The 18,615-nt window shown below is 70.8% G+C and carries 20 protein-coding genes and 1 pseudogene; 9 read left to right on the top strand and 12 right to left on the bottom strand.

Features of this window, described 5'->3' with window-relative positions:
- Nucleotides 1–26 precede the first annotated feature (26 nt).
- Nucleotides 27–146 carry a (2Fe-2S)-binding protein gene (locus G5C65_RS40670; RefSeq protein ID WP_420903273.1) on the top strand — a complete coding sequence of 40 codons (120 nt, stop codon included), beginning with the start codon at nt 27–29 and terminating at the stop codon, nt 144–146.
- 191 nt (nt 147–337) lie between these two features.
- On the opposite strand, the gene G5C65_RS03880 is transcribed toward G5C65_RS40670, so the two are convergent.
- Nucleotides 338–667 carry an ArsR/SmtB family transcription factor gene (locus G5C65_RS03880; protein WP_165297167.1) on the bottom strand — a complete coding sequence of 110 codons (330 nt, stop codon included), beginning with the start codon at nt 665–667 and terminating at the stop codon, nt 338–340.
- Between the two features lie 83 nt (nt 668–750).
- Here G5C65_RS03880 and G5C65_RS03875 point away from each other — a divergent pair, with 83 nt between their 5' ends.
- From G5C65_RS03875 to G5C65_RS03855, 5 genes are all read left to right on the top strand, one after another.
- The gene (locus tag G5C65_RS03875) at nt 751–1,563 is read left to right on the top strand and encodes a glucose 1-dehydrogenase (RefSeq protein ID WP_165297166.1); all 813 of its coding nucleotides are present in this window, start codon (nt 751–753) and stop codon (nt 1,561–1,563) included.
- A 13-nt stretch (nt 1,564–1,576) separates the two neighbouring features.
- Nucleotides 1,577–1,957: a VOC family protein gene (locus tag G5C65_RS03870; protein WP_165297165.1), complete on the top strand. Its 381-nt coding sequence runs from the start codon at nt 1,577–1,579 to the stop codon at nt 1,955–1,957.
- A gap of 62 nt (nt 1,958–2,019) precedes the next feature.
- Entirely contained in the window at nt 2,020–2,895 is an 876-nt protein-coding gene (locus G5C65_RS03865) for a helix-turn-helix transcriptional regulator (RefSeq protein ID WP_165297164.1), read from the top strand.
- A 70-nt stretch (nt 2,896–2,965) separates the two neighbouring features.
- Entirely contained in the window at nt 2,966–3,721 is a 756-nt protein-coding gene (locus G5C65_RS03860) for an SDR family NAD(P)-dependent oxidoreductase (protein WP_165297163.1), read from the top strand.
- Nucleotides 3,722–3,792: 71 nt separating this feature from the next.
- Nucleotides 3,793–5,316, top strand: coding sequence for an MFS transporter (locus tag G5C65_RS03855; RefSeq protein WP_165297162.1), 1,524 nt, complete (start codon nt 3,793–3,795; stop codon nt 5,314–5,316).
- A 50-nt stretch (nt 5,317–5,366) separates the two neighbouring features.
- Here G5C65_RS03855 and G5C65_RS03850 read toward each other — a convergent pair whose 3' ends face one another.
- From G5C65_RS03850 to G5C65_RS03830, 5 genes are all read right to left on the bottom strand, one after another.
- Nucleotides 5,367–6,692, bottom strand: a complete 1,326-nt coding sequence (locus G5C65_RS03850) for an SPFH domain-containing protein (RefSeq protein ID WP_165297161.1) — start codon at nt 6,690–6,692, stop codon at nt 5,367–5,369.
- Nucleotides 6,689–8,404: an SPFH domain-containing protein gene (locus G5C65_RS03845; protein WP_206441202.1), complete on the bottom strand. Its 1,716-nt coding sequence runs from the start codon at nt 8,402–8,404 to the stop codon at nt 6,689–6,691. The genes G5C65_RS03850 and G5C65_RS03845 overlap by 4 nt, the downstream gene beginning before the upstream one ends.
- Nucleotides 8,405–8,559: 155 nt before the next feature.
- The gene (locus G5C65_RS03840; protein ID WP_165297159.1) at nt 8,560–9,228 is read right to left on the bottom strand and encodes a nitroreductase family protein; all 669 of its coding nucleotides are present in this window, start codon (nt 9,226–9,228) and stop codon (nt 8,560–8,562) included.
- 31 nt (nt 9,229–9,259) lie between these two features.
- A complete protein-coding gene (locus tag G5C65_RS03835; protein ID WP_165297158.1) occupies nt 9,260–9,982 on the bottom strand; it encodes a 3'-5' exonuclease in 723 nt (240 codons plus the stop codon).
- A gap of 294 nt (nt 9,983–10,276) precedes the next feature.
- Complete coding sequence (locus tag G5C65_RS03830) at nt 10,277–11,167, bottom strand: NAD(P)-dependent oxidoreductase (protein ID WP_165297157.1); 891 nt, start codon at nt 11,165–11,167, stop codon at nt 10,277–10,279.
- 212 nt (nt 11,168–11,379) lie between these two features.
- Between G5C65_RS03830 and G5C65_RS03825 the strand changes: the two genes are divergently transcribed.
- A complete protein-coding gene (locus G5C65_RS03825; protein ID WP_206441201.1) occupies nt 11,380–11,661 on the top strand; it encodes a winged helix-turn-helix transcriptional regulator in 282 nt (93 codons plus the stop codon).
- A 337-nt stretch (nt 11,662–11,998) separates the two neighbouring features.
- Here G5C65_RS03825 and G5C65_RS38935 read toward each other — a convergent pair.
- From G5C65_RS38935 to G5C65_RS03800, 5 genes and pseudogenes are all read right to left on the bottom strand, one after another.
- A pseudogene (locus G5C65_RS38935) lies at nt 11,999–12,536 on the bottom strand (IS3 family transposase); the annotation flags it as partial.
- A 112-nt stretch (nt 12,537–12,648) separates the two neighbouring features.
- Nucleotides 12,649–13,164 carry an SRPBCC family protein gene (locus G5C65_RS03815; RefSeq protein ID WP_165297154.1) on the bottom strand — a complete coding sequence of 172 codons (516 nt, stop codon included), beginning with the start codon at nt 13,162–13,164 and terminating at the stop codon, nt 12,649–12,651.
- Nucleotides 13,165–13,292: 128 nt separating this feature from the next.
- Entirely contained in the window at nt 13,293–14,216 is a 924-nt protein-coding gene (locus G5C65_RS03810; RefSeq protein ID WP_165297153.1) for a VOC family protein, read from the bottom strand.
- A 1-nt stretch (nt 14,217) separates the two neighbouring features.
- Entirely contained in the window at nt 14,218–15,075 is an 858-nt protein-coding gene (locus G5C65_RS03805) for a fumarylacetoacetate hydrolase family protein (protein ID WP_165297152.1), read from the bottom strand.
- Nucleotides 15,076–15,117: 42 nt separating this feature from the next.
- Entirely contained in the window at nt 15,118–16,566 is a 1,449-nt protein-coding gene (locus G5C65_RS03800; protein ID WP_165297151.1) for an amidohydrolase family protein, read from the bottom strand.
- Nucleotides 16,567–16,671: 105 nt separating this feature from the next.
- Between G5C65_RS03800 and G5C65_RS03795 the strand changes: the two genes are divergently transcribed.
- Entirely contained in the window at nt 16,672–17,361 is a 690-nt protein-coding gene (locus tag G5C65_RS03795) for a GntR family transcriptional regulator (RefSeq protein WP_165297150.1), read from the top strand.
- A 251-nt stretch (nt 17,362–17,612) separates the two neighbouring features.
- Here G5C65_RS03795 and G5C65_RS03790 read toward each other — a convergent pair whose 3' ends face one another.
- On the bottom strand, nt 17,613–18,050 hold the full coding sequence (locus G5C65_RS03790) for a hypothetical protein (RefSeq protein ID WP_206441200.1): 438 nt from the start codon (nt 18,048–18,050) through the stop codon (nt 17,613–17,615).
- Between G5C65_RS03790 and G5C65_RS03785 the strand changes: the two genes are divergently transcribed.
- Nucleotides 18,049–18,507: an NUDIX domain-containing protein gene (locus G5C65_RS03785; RefSeq protein ID WP_241265531.1), complete on the top strand. Its 459-nt coding sequence runs from the start codon at nt 18,049–18,051 to the stop codon at nt 18,505–18,507. The genes G5C65_RS03790 and G5C65_RS03785 overlap by 2 nt on opposite strands.
- Nucleotides 18,508–18,615 lie beyond the last annotated feature (108 nt).

Genomic DNA, 18,615 nt, shown 5'->3' with positions numbered 1-18,615 from the left:
GGGAGGTCGTCCAGGTCGCCGGGCGGCTGCGCTATCTGCGGCGTACGTGCTGCCTCTTCTACACCAGCGCGGAGGCGGTCCGCTGTGCGAGTTGCTGTCTGACGCCGAGGGCGACCCGTATCGCCCGGTACGCGGCCTCGGAGTAGGCCGGGACCGGGAAGGGGCTGCCCCTTTCCGCCCGCCGCAGGGTGCGGCTGCGCCGTGGCCGAGCGCGCCGTTCCCCGCGCCCCTGATGTGCGCGCCTTCCGTTGGTGCCCCGAAGGGGCGCGGGGAACTGCGCGACCAGCCGACGACCGCCCGCAGCCCGCGACGCACACACCGGGGCAGCCCGGAAGCGCTACGCGCCGAAGCTGCGGGCCAGGGCGGCCAGTACGGACGGGGCCACCCGGTAGTACACCCAGGTCCCCCTGCGCTCGGACACCAGCAGCCCCGCCTGCTTCAGCTTCTTCAGATGGTGGCTGACGGTCGGCTGGGAGACGCCCACATCCGAGATGTCGCACACGCACGCCTCCCCGCCCGGGTGCGACGCTATCTGCGAGAAGAGCCGGAGCCGCACCGGGTCGCCGAGGGCCTTGAACATCGCGGCGGTCCGCAGGGACTCCTCCACACTGAGCGGCCGTTCGGTGAGCGGCGGACAGCAGGGGGTCGGCACATCGGTCTTCGGCATGGCTCCCATGCTGGCATGCGCTGCGGAAAGGTGACCCGCGCCGACCGGTACACGGTGAACCGGATGTGCCGCAGGATGGCGGGATGGCACAGCGGCGATTCGACGGATACAGCGTGCTCGTCACGGGCGCGGGACAGGGCATCGGCGAGGCGGCGGCGCGCCGCTTCGCGGCGGAGGGCGCACGCGTCCTGGTCACCGACCGGGAGGCGGCCCGCGCCGAACGGGCGGCCGCCGGGATCGGCGAGGCGGGCGGCACGGCGGAGCCGTACGCCTGCGACGTGACCGACGACACGGCCGTCGAGGCGGCGGTCGCGCGGGCGGTCCACGCGTTCGGCGGCCTGGACGTGCTGGTGAACAACGCGTACGCCTGCCACCCCGACCCCGCGCTCTTCGAGGCGACCGACCCCGCCCACTGGTACGAGGACATCGACGTCACCCTGCACGGCGCGCAGCGCTGCGTGCGCGCAGCGCTCCCCCGACTGGCCGCGGCGCCGGACGGGCGCGGCGCGATCGTCAGCGTGGGCTCCGTCAACGCCGAGCGGCACTTCGGGAACCACGCGTACAGCGCGGCCAAGGCGGCCCTCGCCTCCCTCACCCGCACCCTGGCGGTCTCCTGCGCGCCGCGCGGGGTCCGCGTCAACCTCGTCGAGCCCGGCACCGTCCGCACCCCCGCCTGGGAGTCGCGCCCGCACGCGCTGGAGCGCGCCGCGCGGCACTACCCGCTGGGGCGGGTCGGCGAGCCGGGGGACATCGCGGCGGCCATCGCCTTCCTGGCGTCGCGTGACGCCGGCTGGATCACCGGGGTGACCCTTCCGGTGGACGGCGGCCTGCTGGTGAGTAACGCGGGGCTGACCGGGGCACTCTCGCATCCGGACGGGGGCAACGGCGACGCGTGACGGAGGAGTGCCCATGCGGGTCACGGACTTCGACCACCTGGTCCTCAACGTGCGTGACATCGAGCGCGCGCTGGACTTCTACTGCGGGCCGCTCGGCCTGGAGCCGGTCCGGGTCGAGGAGTGGCGGGAGGGGAAGGCGCCCTTCCCCTCGGTGCGGGTCAGCCCGACCACGATCATCGACCTGCTCGACCGCCCGCGGGACGGGTCCAACGTGGACCACATCTGTCTGGCGGTGGAGCCGCTGGACTGGCAGGAGGTCATCGACTCGGGCACGTTCACCGTGCTGGACGGGCCGGGCGGCCGCTTCGGCGCGCGGGGCGAGGCCGAGTCCCTGTACGTCCAGGACCCGGACGGCAACACGGTCGAGCTGCGCTGGTACCCGCAGGACGCCTGAGCGCCCGAAGGCGCGCGGGGCTCTGCCCAACAGCGGCTCCGCCGCGGCTCTAGCATGGCGGGATGAGCACCCCGAGACCCCCGCTCCCCGCGGAAGCACAGGCGCGGCGCCGCAGCGAGATACGGGAGTTCCTGCGCTCGCGGCGGTCCCGGCTGACCCCGGCCGACGTGGGGATGCCCGCCGGCGGCGGGCGGCGCAGGCCGGGGCTGCGGCGCGAGGAGGTGGCGGTCCTCGCCGGGGTCGGGGTGTCCTGGTACACCTGGCTGGAGCAGGGCCGGGACATCAACGTCTCGGCCGGCGTCCTGGACGCCGTCGCCCGGGTGCTGCGGCTGGACGGCGCCGAGCGGGAGCATCTGTATCTGCTGGCCGGGCTCAACCCGCCCCGCTCCCCCGCCGGAGGGGGCGGCGGCGCGCCCGGGGGGCGGCCCGTGCCGCGGGAGCTGCGGCGGGTGATCGACGGCTGGCTGCCGCGCCCCGCCTACGTCCTCGACCGGCACTGGAACCTGGCCGCCGTCAACGACGCGGCGCGCGCGGTGTTCGGCTACCGCGAGCAGGACCACAACTGCCTGGTCAGCTTCTTCACCAGCGCCTTCTACCGCGCGGCGCTGCACCGCTGGCAGGACGCGGCGCGCGCCGTCGCCGGGCAGTTCCGCGCGGACGCCGCCCGCTACCCCGACGACCCCGAGTTCAGCAGGCTGGCCGCCGATCTGTGCGCGGCGAGTGCGGCGTTCGCGGAACTCTGGGCGGAGCACCCCGTCGGCTCCGCGATGCGGGGCACCAAGGCGCTGGCGCACCCGGCGGCCGGTGAGCTGACGTTCGAGTACACCTCGCTGCCGCTGCCGGACCTGCCGGGCCACCGGCTGCTGCTGCACACCCCGGTGGCGGGCACGGACACCGAGCCCCGCCTCACGGCGCTGCTGGACGCCCTTCGGGCGTGAAGGTGGTGGTGTCACACCCAGGTTCAGCGGACTCTGCGCGCGCCGGGCGGGCCGCCGCAGGATCGTGGGCATGAACCGATTCACGAACAAGACAGTCCTGGTCACCGGCGGCACCAGCGGCATCGGGCTCGCCGCCGCGCGCCGGTTCCTGGACGAGGGCGCGTACACCGTCATCACCGGGCGGGACCAGGCGCGGCTGGACGCCGCCGCGGCCCGGCTGGACGCCGCCGACCGGCTCCTCGCGGTCCGCGCCGACGCGTCCGTACCGGACGACCTCGACGCGCTGATGCGCCGTACGGACAGCTGGCGGGGCGGGCTGGACGCGGTGTTCGCCAACGCGGGCGTCGGCGTCTTCAAGCCGGCCGACGAGCTGACCGAGGCCGACGTCGACGCGGCCCTGAACGTCAACGTCAAGGGCGTCTTCTTCACGGCCCGCAAGGCGGTGCCGCTGCTGCGGGACGGGTCCGCCGTCGTCATCAACGCCTCCTGGACCCTGCACCGGGGGATGGCCTTCGCTTCGGTGTACTCCGCGAGCAAGGCCGCGGCGCACAACCTCGCCCGCACCCTGGGCGCCGATCTCGCCCGCCGCGGCATCCGGGTCAACTCCGTCAGCCCCGGCTACATCGACACGGACATGTACCGGGAGGCGATCTCCGATCCGGAGGCGGTGGCCCGCACCGTGGCGGAGGTCCCGCTGGGCAGCCTCGGCCGCCCCGCCGACGTGGCGTCGGCCGTGGCCTTCCTCGCCTCCGCCGACGCCTCGTACATCACCGGCCAGGACCTCGTCGTCGACGGCGGGCTGCTCGGCTCGATCCCCGCGGCATAGCGGCCCGGCCGAGCGGGGGACAGCGGGGCCGGGTCGTCCGGCGCCCCCCGCGGCCCGCATAGGGTCACCCCATGACGGCGAACGAAGCGTCGGGAGCGGGCGCGGAAGCGGGCTCGGTGCGTCTGGCCTCCGCGCGGGGCCGCTGGGTGCTGGGCTGCTCCGTGCTGGCCTCCGGGATGGCCCTGCTGGACGGCACCGTCGTGGCCATCGCGCTGCCCCGGCTGGGCCGCGACCTGGGCGCCCCGCTGGACGTGCTCCAGTGGACCGTGAACGCGTACATGCTCACGCTCACGGCGCTGATCCTGCTCGGCGGCGGGCTGGGGGACCGCTTCGGACGGCGGCGGGTCTTCCTGACCGGAGTGGTGTGGTTCGCGCTGGCCTCCGCGCTGTGCGCCACGGCGCCGAACGGCGCGGTGCTCATCGCAGCGCGCGCCCTGCAGGGCGTGGGCGGCGCGCTGCTCACTCCGGGCTCGCTCGCCCTGGTGCAGTCGACGTTCCGGCAGGAGGACCGGGCCAAGGCCGTCGGCGCCTGGTCGGGCCTGGGCGGCGTCGCGGGCGCGGCGGGCCCGTTCCTGGGCGGCTGGCTGGTGGACGGGCCCGGCTGGCGCTGGATCTTCCTGATCAACCTGCCGCTGGCCGCCGTCGTGCTGCTCGTCGCCGTGCGCAGGGTCCCGGAGAGCCGGGACCCCGCGGCGACGGGCGCCTTCGACTCGCGGGGCGCGGCGCTGGCGGCGCTGAGCCTGGCGGGGGTGACGTACGCGCTGATCGAGGCGGCGGCCGGGGCATCCCCGCTGCCCGTGGCGCTCTCCGCCGCGCTGGCGGTGGCCTGCGCGGCGGCCTTCGTGCTGCGGGAGCGCCGCACCCCGCACCCGATGCTGCCCCCGGCCGTGTTCTCCTCGCGCCTCTTCACGGGGATCAACGCCGTCACGCTGTGCCTGTACGCGGCCATCGGCGGGGTCTTCTTCATCCTCCCCGTCCAGCTCCAGACGGCGGCCGGCTACAGCGCCTTCAAGGCGGGCGTGGCGACCCTCCCGATCACGCTGCTCATGCTGCTCCTCTCGGCCCCGGCGGGCGCCCTGGCGACCCGCGTCGGGCCCCGGCTGCCGCTCGTCCTCGGCCCGCTCATCACCGCGTGCGGCCTGCTTCTGCTCCGCCGCGTCAGCCCCGACGCCACCTCGTACGCCGCCGATGTGCTGCCCGCCGTGCTGATCCAGGGACTGGGCATGAGCCTGTTCGTCGCCCCGCTCACGGCCACGGTCCTGGCCTCCGTCGACGTCTCCCGCGCCGGGATCGCCAGCGGCGTCAACAACGCGGCCGCCCGCGCCGCACAGCTGCTGATCGTGGCCCTCCTGCCGCTGGCGGTGGGCCTCTCGGAGCACGCCTACACCTCCCCCGGCGCGGTCGACGACGCCTTCGGCTCGGCCATGCTGCTGTGCGCGGCGCTCTGCGCGGCCGGGGCCCTCCTCACCTGGCTCCTGGTCCCCCGTACGGCGCTGGAGCCCGCCCCCGACCACGAGATCGCCCACCCGGAGTGCACCGCCAACCTGGGCGTCTCCGCACCCCCGCTGGAACCGGGCACTCCGGACGAACGATGACAGCCCCGCGGCCCTGCCGGGGCACGCCTGCCGCTTCCTGCTCGTCGTTCCTACTCGTCGCCCTCCTGATCGCCGCCCTCGTCGTCGAAGGGGAGCCCGTCCCCCGAAGGCAGCGCCGTCATCCGCGGGATGAGCTGGGCGGCGATCAGGGTCGACAGCGCGGAGCTGTCGCCGCCGCCCCCGTCCGTGCGGACGACGACCGGCCGCGGCGCCTTCGCCGCCAGCTCCGCGCCCACCTCAAGGCGGCGCCGGGCCAGTTCGTACTGGAGCACCGCCCGGTTGTCCCGGTACGCCTTGGCGAGCGCGCGCTGCGCGCGGGCCTCGTTCTCGGCGGCGATCAGCCCGCTGCGGCCCCGCGTCTCGATCTCGAACCGGACCCGCTGCGCGTTGGTCTCCTGCTCCTCCAGCAGCTGGGCGACCTCCTCGCGGGCCTTGTTCAGCGCCGCCTTGACCTCGACGATGCGCGCGTCGCGCACCTTCTTCGCCCGCTCGATGTCCATGCCCAGGCTGTCGATCCGGCGCTTGCGGGTCAGGCCCCACTCCTGCTCGTACGCCGTGCGCTCCTTGGCGACCCGCTCCCGGGTCGCCAGGTGCTGCTGGTACTGGGCGGGCAGCTGGACGTCCGGGATGTTGGAGCCGGTGATGCGCACGCCGTAGCGGGACAGCAGGTGGTTGAGCAGGTCCTGCATATCGGCCACGTCCGAGCCGCGCAGGTCGTAGGCGTGCTCGGTGTGCACCCGGCGGGCCCGCTGCCGGATGGCGTCCTGCACCGCGCTGGAGAGCACCAGGTCGAAGTTGCCCGCGCCGATCGTACGGACGAACAGCACCGCGTCGGAGATCCGGAACTTCAGGAAGAACTCGATCGACCGCAGCGGCACGTTCTCCTGGGTGGGGCAGGCCATCACCGGCGCCGAGTACGGGATCTCGGTGGCCGTGTCGACCACGAAGTCCACCCGCGACCAGGGGTGCCACAGATAGTGCCGGCCCGCGTCCAGGGTGCGGGTGACCGCGCCGTACCGGGTCAGCACGCCGTGCGTACCCTGCTCGATCTCCACGATGGACGAGCGCCACCACCACAGCGCGCCGAGCACCAGCAGCAGGCCGCCGAGGGTGAAGGCGAGCCCGGCGAGCGCCCCGTAGGCGATGTCGGAGGCGCCGTCCGAATCCGACGCGCGCACCGCCAGCGTCACACCGCTCAGCAGCGCGAACAGGCCCAGCCACAGCGGCAGCATCCACCACAGCCTGCGCCGGTGGCGCGGGATGATGACCGGGATCAGGGTGCCCGCCTCGCCGCCGCGCAGCAGCTGGGCGACCTCGCTCCAGGGGGCCACCGCCTCGGAGATGACCGACCTGCGGTTCATACGTGTGCTGCTCACTCTCCGGCCTCCTCAGAGAAGTCGGGAACGCCGGGAACACCGGAAACGCCGGGCGCGCCGGGATCGTCAGGGGCGCCGGGGACGTCCGGCGCGGCGAACCGCCCGCCGGCGGGCACGCCGGTCCCGCCGGGCCCCTCGGCGGGCACCGTGGGCCGGTCGGCCTCCAGCAGCGCCCCGACCTCGCTCTCCCGGGCGGCGATCCGCTCGGCGACCTCCGTGAGCCGCTCGCGTACGGCCGCCATGTCGGCCTCGGTGAACAGCTCGCCGCCCCGCTCCCCGACCAGCTCCCGGGCCAGCCGCAGGAAGTCGACCCCGGCGGCGTCGCCGCCGTCCGCCGTACCGCCGATCCGGACCAGGCGCGGCAGATGGTCGGCGACCTGCTCCAGGGAGTCGAGGATCTGCTGCTGGTAGCGGTACTCCAGGATCTCCGGCGCCTCGGCCGCCGTCACGGCCCGGATGTCGAGGGCCTGGGCCTCCAGCAGCGCCGCGTTGGCCTTCGCCTCGGACTCCGCCTGGACGTAGCGCTGCCGGGCCAGGGCCTCGGCGCGGTTGGTCTCGCGCTCCACGGCGGTGTCCATCTGCGCCTGGTACTGGGCGATCTCCGCCTGGATCGCGGAGAGCGTCTCGTGGCTCGTCGCCAGCTCCTTGGTCAGATCGCCCTCGTCCTGCTCCTTGCGCAGCATCAGCGCGTACTCGTGGGTGTACGCCTCCTTCGCCATCCGCACCATCTCCGGCGCGGCCAGGTCCATGCGGTACGCGCGGTCGGCCGGCTCGGCGTGGGTGATGTTGGCGTTGGTCAGCTCCACGGCGGGCCGGAACTGCTGGTTGAGCTGCTCCAGCAGCCGTCCGGTGTCCTCGCCGACCATGTCGTAGATCCCGGCGGCCTGCTGCTCGTAGATCAGGCTCCGGATGGTCTCGCTCACCGCGTTGCTCAGCTTCTCCTCGAAGCCGCGCACCGCGCCGAGCGTGTAGACGAACTCGGTCGGGTCGCTGATCCGGAACTGGATGAACAGGTCGATCGACGCCTTCACCCCGCCCTTGGTCGGCGCCTCCCGCACCGGCGCGTTGAACGGGTACTCGCGGGTCGTGTTGACGATGTACGACACCCGCTTCCACGGGCTGATCAGAATGACCCGGCCCGGCCCGACGACCTTCTCCAGCTTTCCGAACCGCGTGATCAGCGCCTGGCAGCCGTCCGGGACCATCACCATGCCCTGCCGCCACCACACGAAGGCGACGGCGCCCACCGCGATGACCCAGTAGTGCAGCCCGAAGAGCGGGTTGGTCAGCGGGGAGTCGTCCAGGGCCGCCACCACGGCGGTGCCCGCGGCGCCCAGCACCAGCAGCAGGAGCACCGGGAGCATGCTCAGGAACGAGCGTCCCTTCGGCAGCACCATCGGGCAGATCACATGGACCTGCTCGCCGTCCTCGCGCTCCTGCCCGCTCTGGTTGAGCGCCTCACCGGCCTCGTCGAGCGCCACGGTCTGCTGCTCCATCACGGTGGCGATGGAGCCGCCCTGCTCCCGGGCCGCCGGGAAGTCAGCGGGGTCCATGCCCTCGGCGTGCGGCTCCTGCGCCCGCGCGCCGGACTCCCCCGGTGCCTCCTCCCCGGCCCCGGCATCCCGCCTGCCACCGGTACGCCCGGTGCGCCGGCGGACCTCCTCCTCGGCCACCTGCCGGGGATCGGCACCGGAGGCCACGGCCGAAGCCATCCTCCGCACGCTCTGCGCTCTGGTTCGCGCCACGGTTCCCCCTCACTCCTTGTCGTGCTCCCGCTATCCCACACCATGAGCGGCGGCACACGTACGCCGGGGACGCCATCGTGACACCACAGCAAGCCCATCGTTGCCTCCCGCGGAAGCGGCGGTCACGCTCCGAGGAAGCGCACCGTCTCGTCCATGGCCGCCCGACCGGTACGCAGCAGCCGGGGCGCGCCCTCCCGCTCGTACCCCACCGCGACACCGCAGAACAGGACGAGCCCGTCGCCGGCCCCGACGGCCCGGCTGACGCTCCTGCGGTACATGGTCCACATCACCTGGGGGCAGCTGTGCAGCCCCTCGGCGCGCAGCAGGAGCATGACCGTCTGCAGGTACATCCCCGCGTCCCCCCACTGTCCGGGCCCCATCCTCCGGTCGAGGTAGCAGAAGAGCACGACCGGCGCCCCGAACGCCTCCGTGTTCAAGGCGGCGATCCTCCTGGGCCTGTCGGGGTCGTCGCGCTCGATCCCCAGCGCGCGGTACCGCTGCGCCGCCGCGGCGGAGAAACGGTCCTGATACACCGCGGCCAGGTCGGCCGGGTACATCGGATACTCCCGCTCGTCGCCCGGGTCCCCCGCCAGCGCCCTGGCCGTCGCGCGCCGCTTCAGCTCGGCCAGCGGCTCGCCGGTCACCACGTACACCTGCCACGGCTGGAGGTTCCCGCTCGACGGAGCCCGCCCGGCGGCCGCCAGCACGCGTTCGAGCGTCTCTCTGGCCACCGGCTCGCCGCTGAACGCCCGTACCGCCCGGCGGGTGTCCACAGCTTCGTACACATCCACGTCTGCTCGTCCTCTCAGCGGGCTCTCCGCGTCACTCCTCGCACCCCTGCCCACCCCGCACCGCGCCCAGCCACAGCACGTCGCGGGCCCGGGTCATCGCGACGAAGAGCTGGCTGCGGTAGAGCTCCTCGCGTTCGCGCACCGTCCCGCGCGCCTCCGCGTCGGCCCCCGACGGAGCGCCACCCGGCCGCACCGGCGCACCGGCGTCGTACCGGGGCAGGTACACGCGTTTGAACTCAAGCCCTTTCGCCCTGTGGCAGGTACCGAGCTTGACCGCGTCGACGGGGTTGCTGTCGTACTGCTCCAGGGCGCACACCGGCACATCCGCCCTGCTCGGCACGGACTGGTAGTGGGTGATGGCCTTCTTGGAGGGGCACAGTACGGCGGAGTCGGCGCGCTCGCCCGGAGTCAGGGTGCGCAGGTCCGCTACGAGCGCGCGATCGTGCTCGGCGGTGTCCGGTCGGACCACGCGTACCACCTGGCCGTCGTGGTACGTCAGATCGACGTCCCTGCGGCCGGGGGTGCGCAGCCCGTCGATGTCCTCGAAGGAGTGATCCGCAACGACGTCCAGGGCGGCGTCCAGGATCTCCTTGCGGTTCCGGTAGTTGACCCGCAGCACCTGGGAGCGGTCGCCCCGGATGTCGATCCCGGCGTCCGACAGCCGGAAGCCGCCCGGGTAGACGGCCTGCTGGCCGTCGCCGGTCAGCAGCAGCCCGTTGGGGGCCTCCCCGGTCAGGCTGTACAGCAGCCGCACGCCGACGAGGGAACGCGTCGATCAGCCAGAGCGACCGTGACCACGGGACGATCCTGAAGGGCTACCACAAGGGCTGCGGGGACTGCAAGGTCTACTCCTACAAGATCTGAGGAGCCCCGCGGAGTCGGCGAGATCCCAACTCCCGCGCAGAAGCCGGCGAGGGAGGGCCGCCGCCCGCCCAGAGCGGCGGCCTCCACTCTGAGACCTGGCGTTGTGTGGGGCCCCAGGGCTGTCCCGGAACTCGGGTGGCCGCGCCGTGGATGCCTTTCCTCCGCAGGAGTGTGCGGTCCCGGGTTATGCGGTCGGCACCGGTTTCTTGAGCATCTCCGTCAGGGCGGAGATGCTGTGGTCGCCGTGGCCGGCGTCGACGGCTCGCTTCAGCAGATCGTGGAAGGGCTTGTGCCACTCCACGTCGAGGTTGGCTTCCTTGCCGAATTCCTGGTCATAGGCGGCTCCGGCCAGGAACAGACTGACCGAGGACGCGGGCTTGCTGTAGTCGCCGCGGTCAATCTCTTCTGCGAAGACCGGCAGCACCGAGTTGATCATCTCGAACCACTTGGTGCTGAATCGCACCATTGACGACACTTGCAGGCCCCGCGCCTGCACCGCTGCGGCGCCCTGGAAGAAGCCGACGAGCGCGGGCAGCAGGGTTCCGCCCACCGCCATCTCGTACAGGGCAGCGAGATCGGCGTCGGCACCGAGGTAGACGGTGTCGCCGCCCAGCACGTGCAGCGCCGACGCGAACTCGTCGAAGACGGTGTTGTCGCCGCCGTAGTACAGGAGGGTGTCCTCAGCTCCGACGGCGGACGGCACGTTCTTGATCGCTCCGTCGAGGTACCGTGCGCCGTGCCCGCGCGTCCAGTCGGCCATCTGCCGGGCGCCGGCCGGCGAACCGCTGTTCAGGCACACGAGGGCCCGGCCCGTGAGCGTGGCCGTGGCAGGTTCCAGGGCCTCGGTGGTGCTCTCGTATGTGGTCAGGCACGTGATGATCAGGGGACTCGCTGCGACTGCCTCCTCCATGGTCTGCGCATGAACGGCGCCCTTGGACACCAGCGGCGCGGCCTTCTGCGCTGTCCTGTTCCAGACGGTGGTCCGGTATCCGGCATCAATGAATGCCTCAGCCAATGCGCTGCCCATCGAGCCCAGGCCGACGACGGTCACGGGAGAGCGGTGGTGCCCATTCATACGCTTGCTCCTGCCTGATGTTGATTCATCTGCAGCGTCCGGTGGCGTGGCGCGGAGCGGCTGCCCGCGCGGCTTGACGCCTGATCCATGCTGCGGTGGCACCAACAGTTCTTCAAGTACCTACAATTCTGTGCGGTACCCACAGTTTTGTTAGGGGAAGTGCTGTGCGGAAGCGGAGCTATACCTGCGGACTAGACGCTGCCATCGACGTCATGGGAGGGAAGTGGAAGGGGCTGATCCTGTTCTGGCTCGGTGAGGGGCCGCTGCGCTTCGGCGAGTTGCGCCGGACGGTGGCCGGGATCAGCGAGCGGATGCTGATCCTGCAGCTGCGGGAGCTGGAGGCCAGTGGCTTGGTGCACCGCGAGGTCCATCACCAGGTGCCACCGAAGGTGGAGTACTCGCTGACCGAGTTCGGTCACTCGCTCCTTACCGCTCTTATCCCCCTCGGCCAATGGGGCGAGGATCACATAGAGCGACTCAAAGCCCTTCCGTGAACCCGGCACACGGCAACGCAACCGAGAGCACCACCGTGACGCCTCACCCCCGTGGCCCTACGGACCGGTCCGGCCTTCCTAAGACGCCTCACACCTGATCTTGAGGTGCGACGATCCTGACCGCGGCAGGTCCGATCACCGCCCGCCCCCGAGGCCCCGGAGGAATCCCGGTGAACACCGACATGATTGCCCGCACCAGCGCCGCCGAATCGGTCCTGGCCGCCTACGAGGCCACCGGCCGACCTCGCCGCCGAGGCCATTCGCCTCTCCAACCGGCTGCGCGGCCTGTTCACCCAGGGCCGGCGATGCGGAGATCGTGGCTCTGCTGCGGGCTTGTGGCCGAGCTGCCGATCGCGCTCAGGGACTGGCGGACGCCGGCTCGGCGGCAGGCGTCGGCGAATGCCTGACTGGTGTACTGGGCGCCGTGATCGGTGTGTATGACTGCTCCGGCGAGGCTGCCGCGCGTGCGTTCGGCGGCGGCCAGGGCGTCGATGACGAGATCGGTGCGCATGTGGTCCGCGATCGCCCAGCCGGTCAGACGACGTGAGGCGAGGTCGATGACGGTGGCCAGGTAGAGGAAACTCTCCGCTCTCCAGGGGAAGGCAGGTGATGTCGCCGACGTACTTCGTGTTCACCCCACTCGCGGTGAAGTCGCGGCCGATCAGGTCCGGGGCCTTCGCCGCAGCCGGGTCGGCGACGGTGGTGCGGTGCCTGCGCCGCAGCCGCACCCCGGCCAGGCCGATGCTCCGCATCACGCGCGCGACCCGCTTGTGGTTGACGCACTCACCGTTCTCGCGGAGCTCGGCGGTGATCCTGGGGACGCCGTAGGTACCGTCCGACTCGCGGTGCACGGACCGTATCCGGGCAGCAAGATCCAGTGTCTCGTGTGTCCAAGATCCGGGGTCAAGGCCCCTGCGGCCGCGAGAATGGTTACGACACAACCGGTTACATGACTACGGACACGCGCAAGCCGACCAATAGCCGAGGTTATCCGGCTGTGCCCTCGACGTGTGCCTTGATCAGTTCCAGGCCGGGCTGGATTCGTGCCGGGTCTTCGACCGGGTGCGGGCCGGGCGGCTCGGTGTCCGGGATCAGCCGCTCGAACAGCCGGCAGAACAGGGTCGTCCCGTCACCGAGGTCGAACGTGGTGAAGGTGGCGATCGCGTGCATCGCCGGGGCCAGGGAGCCGTCGTCGAGCACGTCCCTGCCGACCACCGTCCACAGCTTGCCGGGGACCCGCGCCACCACGGTGTAGAGCTTCGGCTTCTCGTTCAGCTCCGGCTGGATGGTCTCGAGCAGCACGTCGCCCATTTCGGCGGGGACGCCCTCCGTGCCGTGCCGCACCTCGGTACCGACGGCCATCGGCAGCCACTTCGGCAGGTTCGACCAGGTGGTCACCCAGTCGTACACCTCCTGTGCCGGGCGATTGATGACGATGCGGTTTTCGACGAATCGGATGTTCAGGTTGTCTGGGATCTGGGGGACGTACAATTCCACTGACACCACTTCTCCTTTTCGAACAGGCGCGGGATGTCCGGCGCCTCATGTCTTTTCTCGATTTTCCGGCGACAGGTCATCTCAACGGCCGACTGTTACCGTCCACAAGCGACAGTCTCCCGGCCCGGCCGCGATCACCGGGAGGGAGCGTGCTGTCCGGTCATCAGCGCGGCGAGGTCGTCCGGCTCCAGGAACGACGGTGGCGGTGGCGGGCCCCAGCTGAACAGGCCCTGTACGTCCTCGAAGACCTCCGGGGTCCAGATCTCGTCCTCGGGGATGCAGTCCATGTCGGCGTAGTACTCGCTGAAGTTCCCCGCCGGATCCTTGAGGTACCAGAAGAAGTTGGATCCCGCGTGGTGCCTGCCGAGGCCCCAGACATGCCGGTCGGGATTGCCCGCCAGCATCGCCGCCGCACCGCGTCCGACATCGTCGATATCGTCGACCTGCCAGGACGTGTGGTGCAGGAAGTTCACCGGCGCCGCGAGCGCCAGCACGTTGTGGTGATCGACTGAGCAGCGCATGAAGGCGCCTTTGTCCCCGATGTAGTCACTGGCCTTGAAGCCGAGTCCCTCGGTGAAGAACCTCATGGTGGCTTCGAGATCGGTCGTGCCCACCACGCAGTGCCCGAGTTTCCTGGGCTGGATCGGGTCCTCGCGCAACACACCGGGCGCGCGGCCGAACCGCTCGATGCGGCCGGGCCCGTTGTAGGGGGTGGCCGGGACGGGCTGCTGTACGATCCTCGGCGCGATCTCGACGCGGACGGTGAAGCCGGAAACCGGCTCGATCGCGGTGACCGCGGTGCCGTCCGTGCCGTCGGCTACGCCGAGGCGGTCCAGCCGCGACGCGGTCCGCGCGACGTCGTCGACATCGTCGACCCCCACCCCGAGTTCGAGTACCCGCCGGGATGCGGCGTGCCGGACCCGCAGCTGCTCGCCGCCTTCGCGAGTGCTGAAGGCCCCGTCGCCGAGGTGGGTGAGGCCGAAATCGGCGTAGTAGGCGATGGTTTCCGCGACGTTCGGGACACCCATCGTGACCCGGGTAAGGCGGTGCATGCCCATGTCAGTCCTCCTGTGCGGTGACGAATGTCTGGCGCATCTCACCGATGCCTTCGATCCAGCTGACGAGTTGTTCACCGGGCCGCAAGAACCGTTTCGGCGTGCGGCCCATGCCCACGCCCGCCGGAGTCCCGGTGAAGACGAGATCGCCCGGAAACAAGGTGATGGTTCGCGACAGCTCGGAAACCAGCCTGGCGACCGGGAAGATCAGCTCACGGGTGCGGCCGTCCTGCACCGTCTCGCCGTCGACCGCGCAGCCGAGCGCCAGGTCGTCCTGGTTCGCCAGGTCGTCCGGCGTGACCAGCCACGGCCCGACCGGCGCGAAGTTCGGGAATGACTTTCCCAGGCTGAACTGCGGGGCGGAACCGGCCAGTTGCGAGACACGCTCGGAGAGGTCCTGCCCGATCGTCACCCCGGCGACGTGGTCCCACGCCTCGGATTCCGCGATGTGGCTGGCGGTCCGGCCGATGACGGCGACGAGTTCCACCTCCCAGTCCACGTCGCCACCGACCGGCAGCACGACCTCCGCGTCGGGTCCGGTCAGCGCTGAGACGAACTTGGTGAACGTCGGGGGAAGTCCGCCCGGTGCGTCGAAACCGGACTCGGCGGCGTGGGCGTCGTAGTTCAGGCCGATCGCGACGATCTGCCGCGGGGCCGGTGACGGCGAGCCCAGCCGCGCACGGGTGAAGATGACGCCGGGTCCGGCAGGCGGCTGTTCCGCCCACGCCCGGAACCCGTCCCAGTTTTCGTAAACAGACGCGAGGCCCGGGCCGAACTTGCCGCCGGAGGCCGTGTCGACGTCGATCCCGGTGTCGTCGGCGGTCAGCAGCACCGCTCGTCCGTCCACATTGGCCAGTCTCATGATTTTACCTTTCCGTTGACGGGAACACGCGCCACTGCACGTTCATCGCTTGGCCATCGGGTCGCTGTGCGTGGCCGCTGACCGGTAGTCGGTGTAGGTGTAGGGGTTGTCGAGGACCTTGGTCTCGGGGATCTCCGGGTTCATGCCCTCGCGCCAGGCATGCTCACCGAGTTCGGCACGCAGGTAGTCGACCGTCGTCTCGACCGCACGACGTGCACCGGCCAGGTCGACACCGATGAGGTGGCCCGCGCGCTTCACGATCCGGCCGTCGACCAGGACCGTGTCGACATCAGCACGCTGGGCGTGCAGGACGACGTGTCCGTGCGGGTTCAGCAGCGGCGTCATCACCGGTGAGTCGTCATTGCGGACGAGCACGAGGTCCGCTTTCTTGCCGACCTGGACACTGCCGATCTCGCTGTCCCGCCCGAGTGCTCGTGCTCCGCCTCGCGTGGCCCACTCGACGACCTGGTCGGCATGCAGGGAGGTGTGGGTGACGGTTTCACCGCGCGCGTGTGCCTCTTGGTGCTCGTAGGCGCGGGCGGCACCCAGCGTGCTGCGCATGGCGGAGAACAGGTCGCCGCTGCAGAGCACGCAGCTGTCCAGCGACAGCGACACCGGGATGCCGTGGGCTCGCAGGGCGGCTGTCGCGGGATAGCCCTGCCCGGCGCTCTGCTCGCTTTCCGTGGACACCGACACCGATCCGCCGGTCGCCGCGATTCGGGCGTAGGAGTCCGCCGAGAGCGTCGAGGCGTGCACGTACACGGTCCTGGCTTCGCCGTAGCCGTGCTCGTGGATCAGGCGGACGGCGTCGTCGCCGGTCGCGCCCCATACCCCGGCGTGCGTGGTCACCGCCAGGTCGAGCTCTCGGGCGACTTCGAAAGCCGGCTGCTCGGGAAAGCTGGGATCGCCGGTGACATCAAAGGCGATCTGGAAGCCTTCGAGATCCCCGGACCGACGATCGAAGAACTTGCGGAATTCGGGTGTGCCGGTCCAGTTCGCGGGCGCGTCCTGGATGTTGCCGTACGCCAGCAAGAACTTTCCCGGCACCGAGGCGAGCGCGTCGACCGCGGCGTCGGCGTGATCGATGGTCTGCAGGCCGTGGGACCAGTCCACGCAGGTGGTGACCCCGGCGTCGAGCGCCTCCAGCGCGCCGAGGAGGTTCCCGGCGTGGATGTCCTCCGGCCGGAACTTCGTGCCCCAGTTCAGGTAGTACCACACGAAGTACTGCGTGAGTGTCCAGTCGGCGCCGTATCCGCGGGTCGTGGTCTGCCACATGTGCCGGTGGGTGTCGACCATCCCGGGCATGACGATGCCGCCGCGGGCGTCGATCTCGTCCGTGCCGTCGGGAACGGCGAGATCGACACCGATGGCCGCGATGCGGCCGTCGACCACGAGCACGTCGTGGCCTTCGAGCACGGTGCGGCCGGAATCCATGGTGAGGACCGTCCCGGCACGGAGAACGGTCGGGCGTCGAAGGTCGTTCGCGGGCATCGATGGCTCCTCGTGCGGCTGGTGGATCTTGGCGGGATAGATTCGAAACTAACGCAGAACTTTCGAAAGTACAAGAGTGATTCGTAAAGTGCTACGGTGTGTGGCATGACCAAGAGCAGCGGGGCGACTCGTACGGACGGCATCCACCAGGCGTTGCGCGCCGATATCCTTGCGGGCCGGCTGGCGCCGGGTGGGCGGCTCAAGTTCCCGGACCTGGCCGACCGCTACAAGGTGAGCGTCGGCGCTACCCGCGAGGCGCTGACGAGGCTGGTCGCCGAAGGGCTGGTGGTGGCCAGGCCGCGTCAGGGCTACTTGGTGCGGCCGCTGTCCCATCAGGATCTGGCCGAGCTGACGCAAGCGCGGGCGGAGATCGAAGCACTGGTACTGGGGCTCTCGGTGCGGGAAGGCGACACGCGCTGGGAGGCCGATGCCGTTGCCGCGCACCACGTTCTGGAACGCACGCCCTACCGCGACCCGGCGGATTCGGACCGCCTGTCCGACGAGTGGTCGCAGGCACACGCGGCCTTCCACCACGCGCTGCTGGCCGGGTGCGGAAACCAGCGGCTGCTCGACACGGCGCGGTCGTTGCGGCAGGAGGCCGAACTGTACCGGCAGTGGTCGGTGTCCTTGGGCAACGAACCCGGCCGCGACGTCGCCGCCGAGCATCGAGCGCTGCTCGACGCCGTTCTCGCGCGCGACGCTGACCACGCGCAGGAACTGCTGCGCGACCACATCGCCCACACCGCCCAGCTGCTGATCAGCGGCGCACCCGATCAACCCAACCGGGCCGAGTGAGTGGCCGAACACCGGGGCCGTGACGGAAGCGACCCCGGCGGCATATTGTCACCTCGACCGACCAGCTGCGGGGCTGGGGCGAATCCAACCGGAATTGAATCATGTCGTGGCGATCCAGCGGACGCAGTTGGCACCCGCTGATTCCGACCACAGTCAAACATCCTCATCTGCCGCATAGAACGCGTTCGTCAGCGCCGTCGGCTGGATCGCCACCCGCCGTGGGTTCAGTGGCGATCCAGCCGGACTGGGCCTTATCGCGGTGCTGCGACGGTCGGCATGCCGAGGTTGACCTCGCGGGTGATGCGCGTCAGCCTCAACGCGTCAGCCCGCTTGTCACGCAGGCACTGAAGGGTCCGGTCAACCCCCTCGATCTCGCCCAGCCAGCCCTCGGACTCGGCGCGTTTCCGCCGCTCCTCCAGATCTGCCTCCAACTCGTCCAAACGGGGCAGCATCTTCGGGTTGACATGCAGCTGGGCGCATCTCAGGCAGGCGTGCTCATGCGGGCAGTCTGTCCCATACGGACGCCCGCAGGAGCCGAGCTCGACCTTGCGCTTGTCGAAGTGCTCCTCGAACTCGGTCCACTCCTGCTCGGTGGCCGGGCGGTACTCCTCCTCCGGCCGCATGGCGCGGTCATGTCCCACGGCGTGGTGTACCCGACCCTTGGTCGGGTACACCACGCCGTGGGACATGACCCTTGAATCCATGACCCTGCTGGTCGCCGCCGTCATCGTCCACGACAAGGCCACCAACCGCGTCGTCCTTCTCCAGCGCAGCCAGAACGCCAAGTTCGCCCAGGGCATGTGGGACCTCCCCGTCGGCAAGAGCGACCCCGGCGAACCGATCACAGAGACGGCGGTCCGAGAGCTGTACGAGGAGACTGGCCTGACGGTGAAGCCCGAGTCCCTGAAGGTCGCCCACATCATCCACGGCGCCTGGGGTGTGGAGGCACCGAACGGCTTCCTCACCGTCGTCTTCGCCGCCCACGTGTGGACGGGCGAACCCGAGAATCGCGAACCGCGCAAGCACGCGCAGGTGCGCTGGGTCGACGTCGGCACCATCCCGGAGAACTTCGTGAAGACCACCGCAAGTGCCCTGCGTAACTACCTCACGGGTGGGAACGATGTCTCGTTGAACGGTTGGCAGTAGACAACCGAAAGAGGGCCGCCATCTCCGGCAGGGATGGCGGCCCCTCACGTTCATCCTGACGTCAAGTCAGGAAATCGTCCGGCCGGTGCACATCCGATGCACAAGACC

The organism is Streptomyces boncukensis, assembly GCF_011045075.1.
Lineage (GTDB): Bacteria > Actinomycetota > Actinomycetes > Streptomycetales > Streptomycetaceae > Streptomyces > Streptomyces boncukensis.
This window is presented reverse-complemented; position numbering and strand designations above follow the sequence as displayed.

Excerpts from the sequence above, each read along its gene's own strand:
- G5C65_RS03880 (WP_165297167.1), bottom strand. The coding sequence starts at position 667 with ATGCCGAAGACCGATGTGCCGACCCCCTGCTGTCCGCCGCTCACCGAA.
- G5C65_RS03875 (WP_165297166.1), top strand. The coding sequence starts at position 751 with ATGGCACAGCGGCGATTCGACGGATACAGCGTGCTCGTCACGGGCGCG.
- G5C65_RS03870 (WP_165297165.1), top strand. The coding sequence starts at position 1,577 with ATGCGGGTCACGGACTTCGACCACCTGGTCCTCAACGTGCGTGACATC.
- G5C65_RS03865 (WP_165297164.1), top strand. The coding sequence starts at position 2,020 with ATGAGCACCCCGAGACCCCCGCTCCCCGCGGAAGCACAGGCGCGGCGC.
- G5C65_RS03860 (WP_165297163.1), top strand. The coding sequence starts at position 2,966 with ATGAACCGATTCACGAACAAGACAGTCCTGGTCACCGGCGGCACCAGC.
- G5C65_RS03855 (WP_165297162.1), top strand. The coding sequence starts at position 3,793 with ATGACGGCGAACGAAGCGTCGGGAGCGGGCGCGGAAGCGGGCTCGGTG.
- G5C65_RS03845 (WP_206441202.1), bottom strand. The coding sequence starts at position 8,404 with ATGGCTTCGGCCGTGGCCTCCGGTGCCGATCCCCGGCAGGTGGCCGAG.
- G5C65_RS03830 (WP_165297157.1), bottom strand. The coding sequence starts at position 11,167 with ATGAATGGGCACCACCGCTCTCCCGTGACCGTCGTCGGCCTGGGCTCG.
- G5C65_RS03825 (WP_206441201.1), top strand. The coding sequence starts at position 11,380 with ATGGGAGGGAAGTGGAAGGGGCTGATCCTGTTCTGGCTCGGTGAGGGG.
- G5C65_RS03810 (WP_165297153.1), bottom strand. The coding sequence starts at position 14,216 with ATGGGCATGCACCGCCTTACCCGGGTCACGATGGGTGTCCCGAACGTC.
- G5C65_RS03805 (WP_165297152.1), bottom strand. The coding sequence starts at position 15,075 with ATGAGACTGGCCAATGTGGACGGACGAGCGGTGCTGCTGACCGCCGAC.
- G5C65_RS03800 (WP_165297151.1), bottom strand. The coding sequence starts at position 16,566 with ATGCCCGCGAACGACCTTCGACGCCCGACCGTTCTCCGTGCCGGGACG.
- G5C65_RS03795 (WP_165297150.1), top strand. The coding sequence starts at position 16,672 with ATGACCAAGAGCAGCGGGGCGACTCGTACGGACGGCATCCACCAGGCG.
- G5C65_RS03785 (WP_241265531.1), top strand. The coding sequence starts at position 18,049 with ATGACCCTTGAATCCATGACCCTGCTGGTCGCCGCCGTCATCGTCCAC.
- G5C65_RS03790 (WP_206441200.1), bottom strand. The coding sequence starts at position 18,050 with ATGTCCCACGGCGTGGTGTACCCGACCAAGGGTCGGGTACACCACGCC.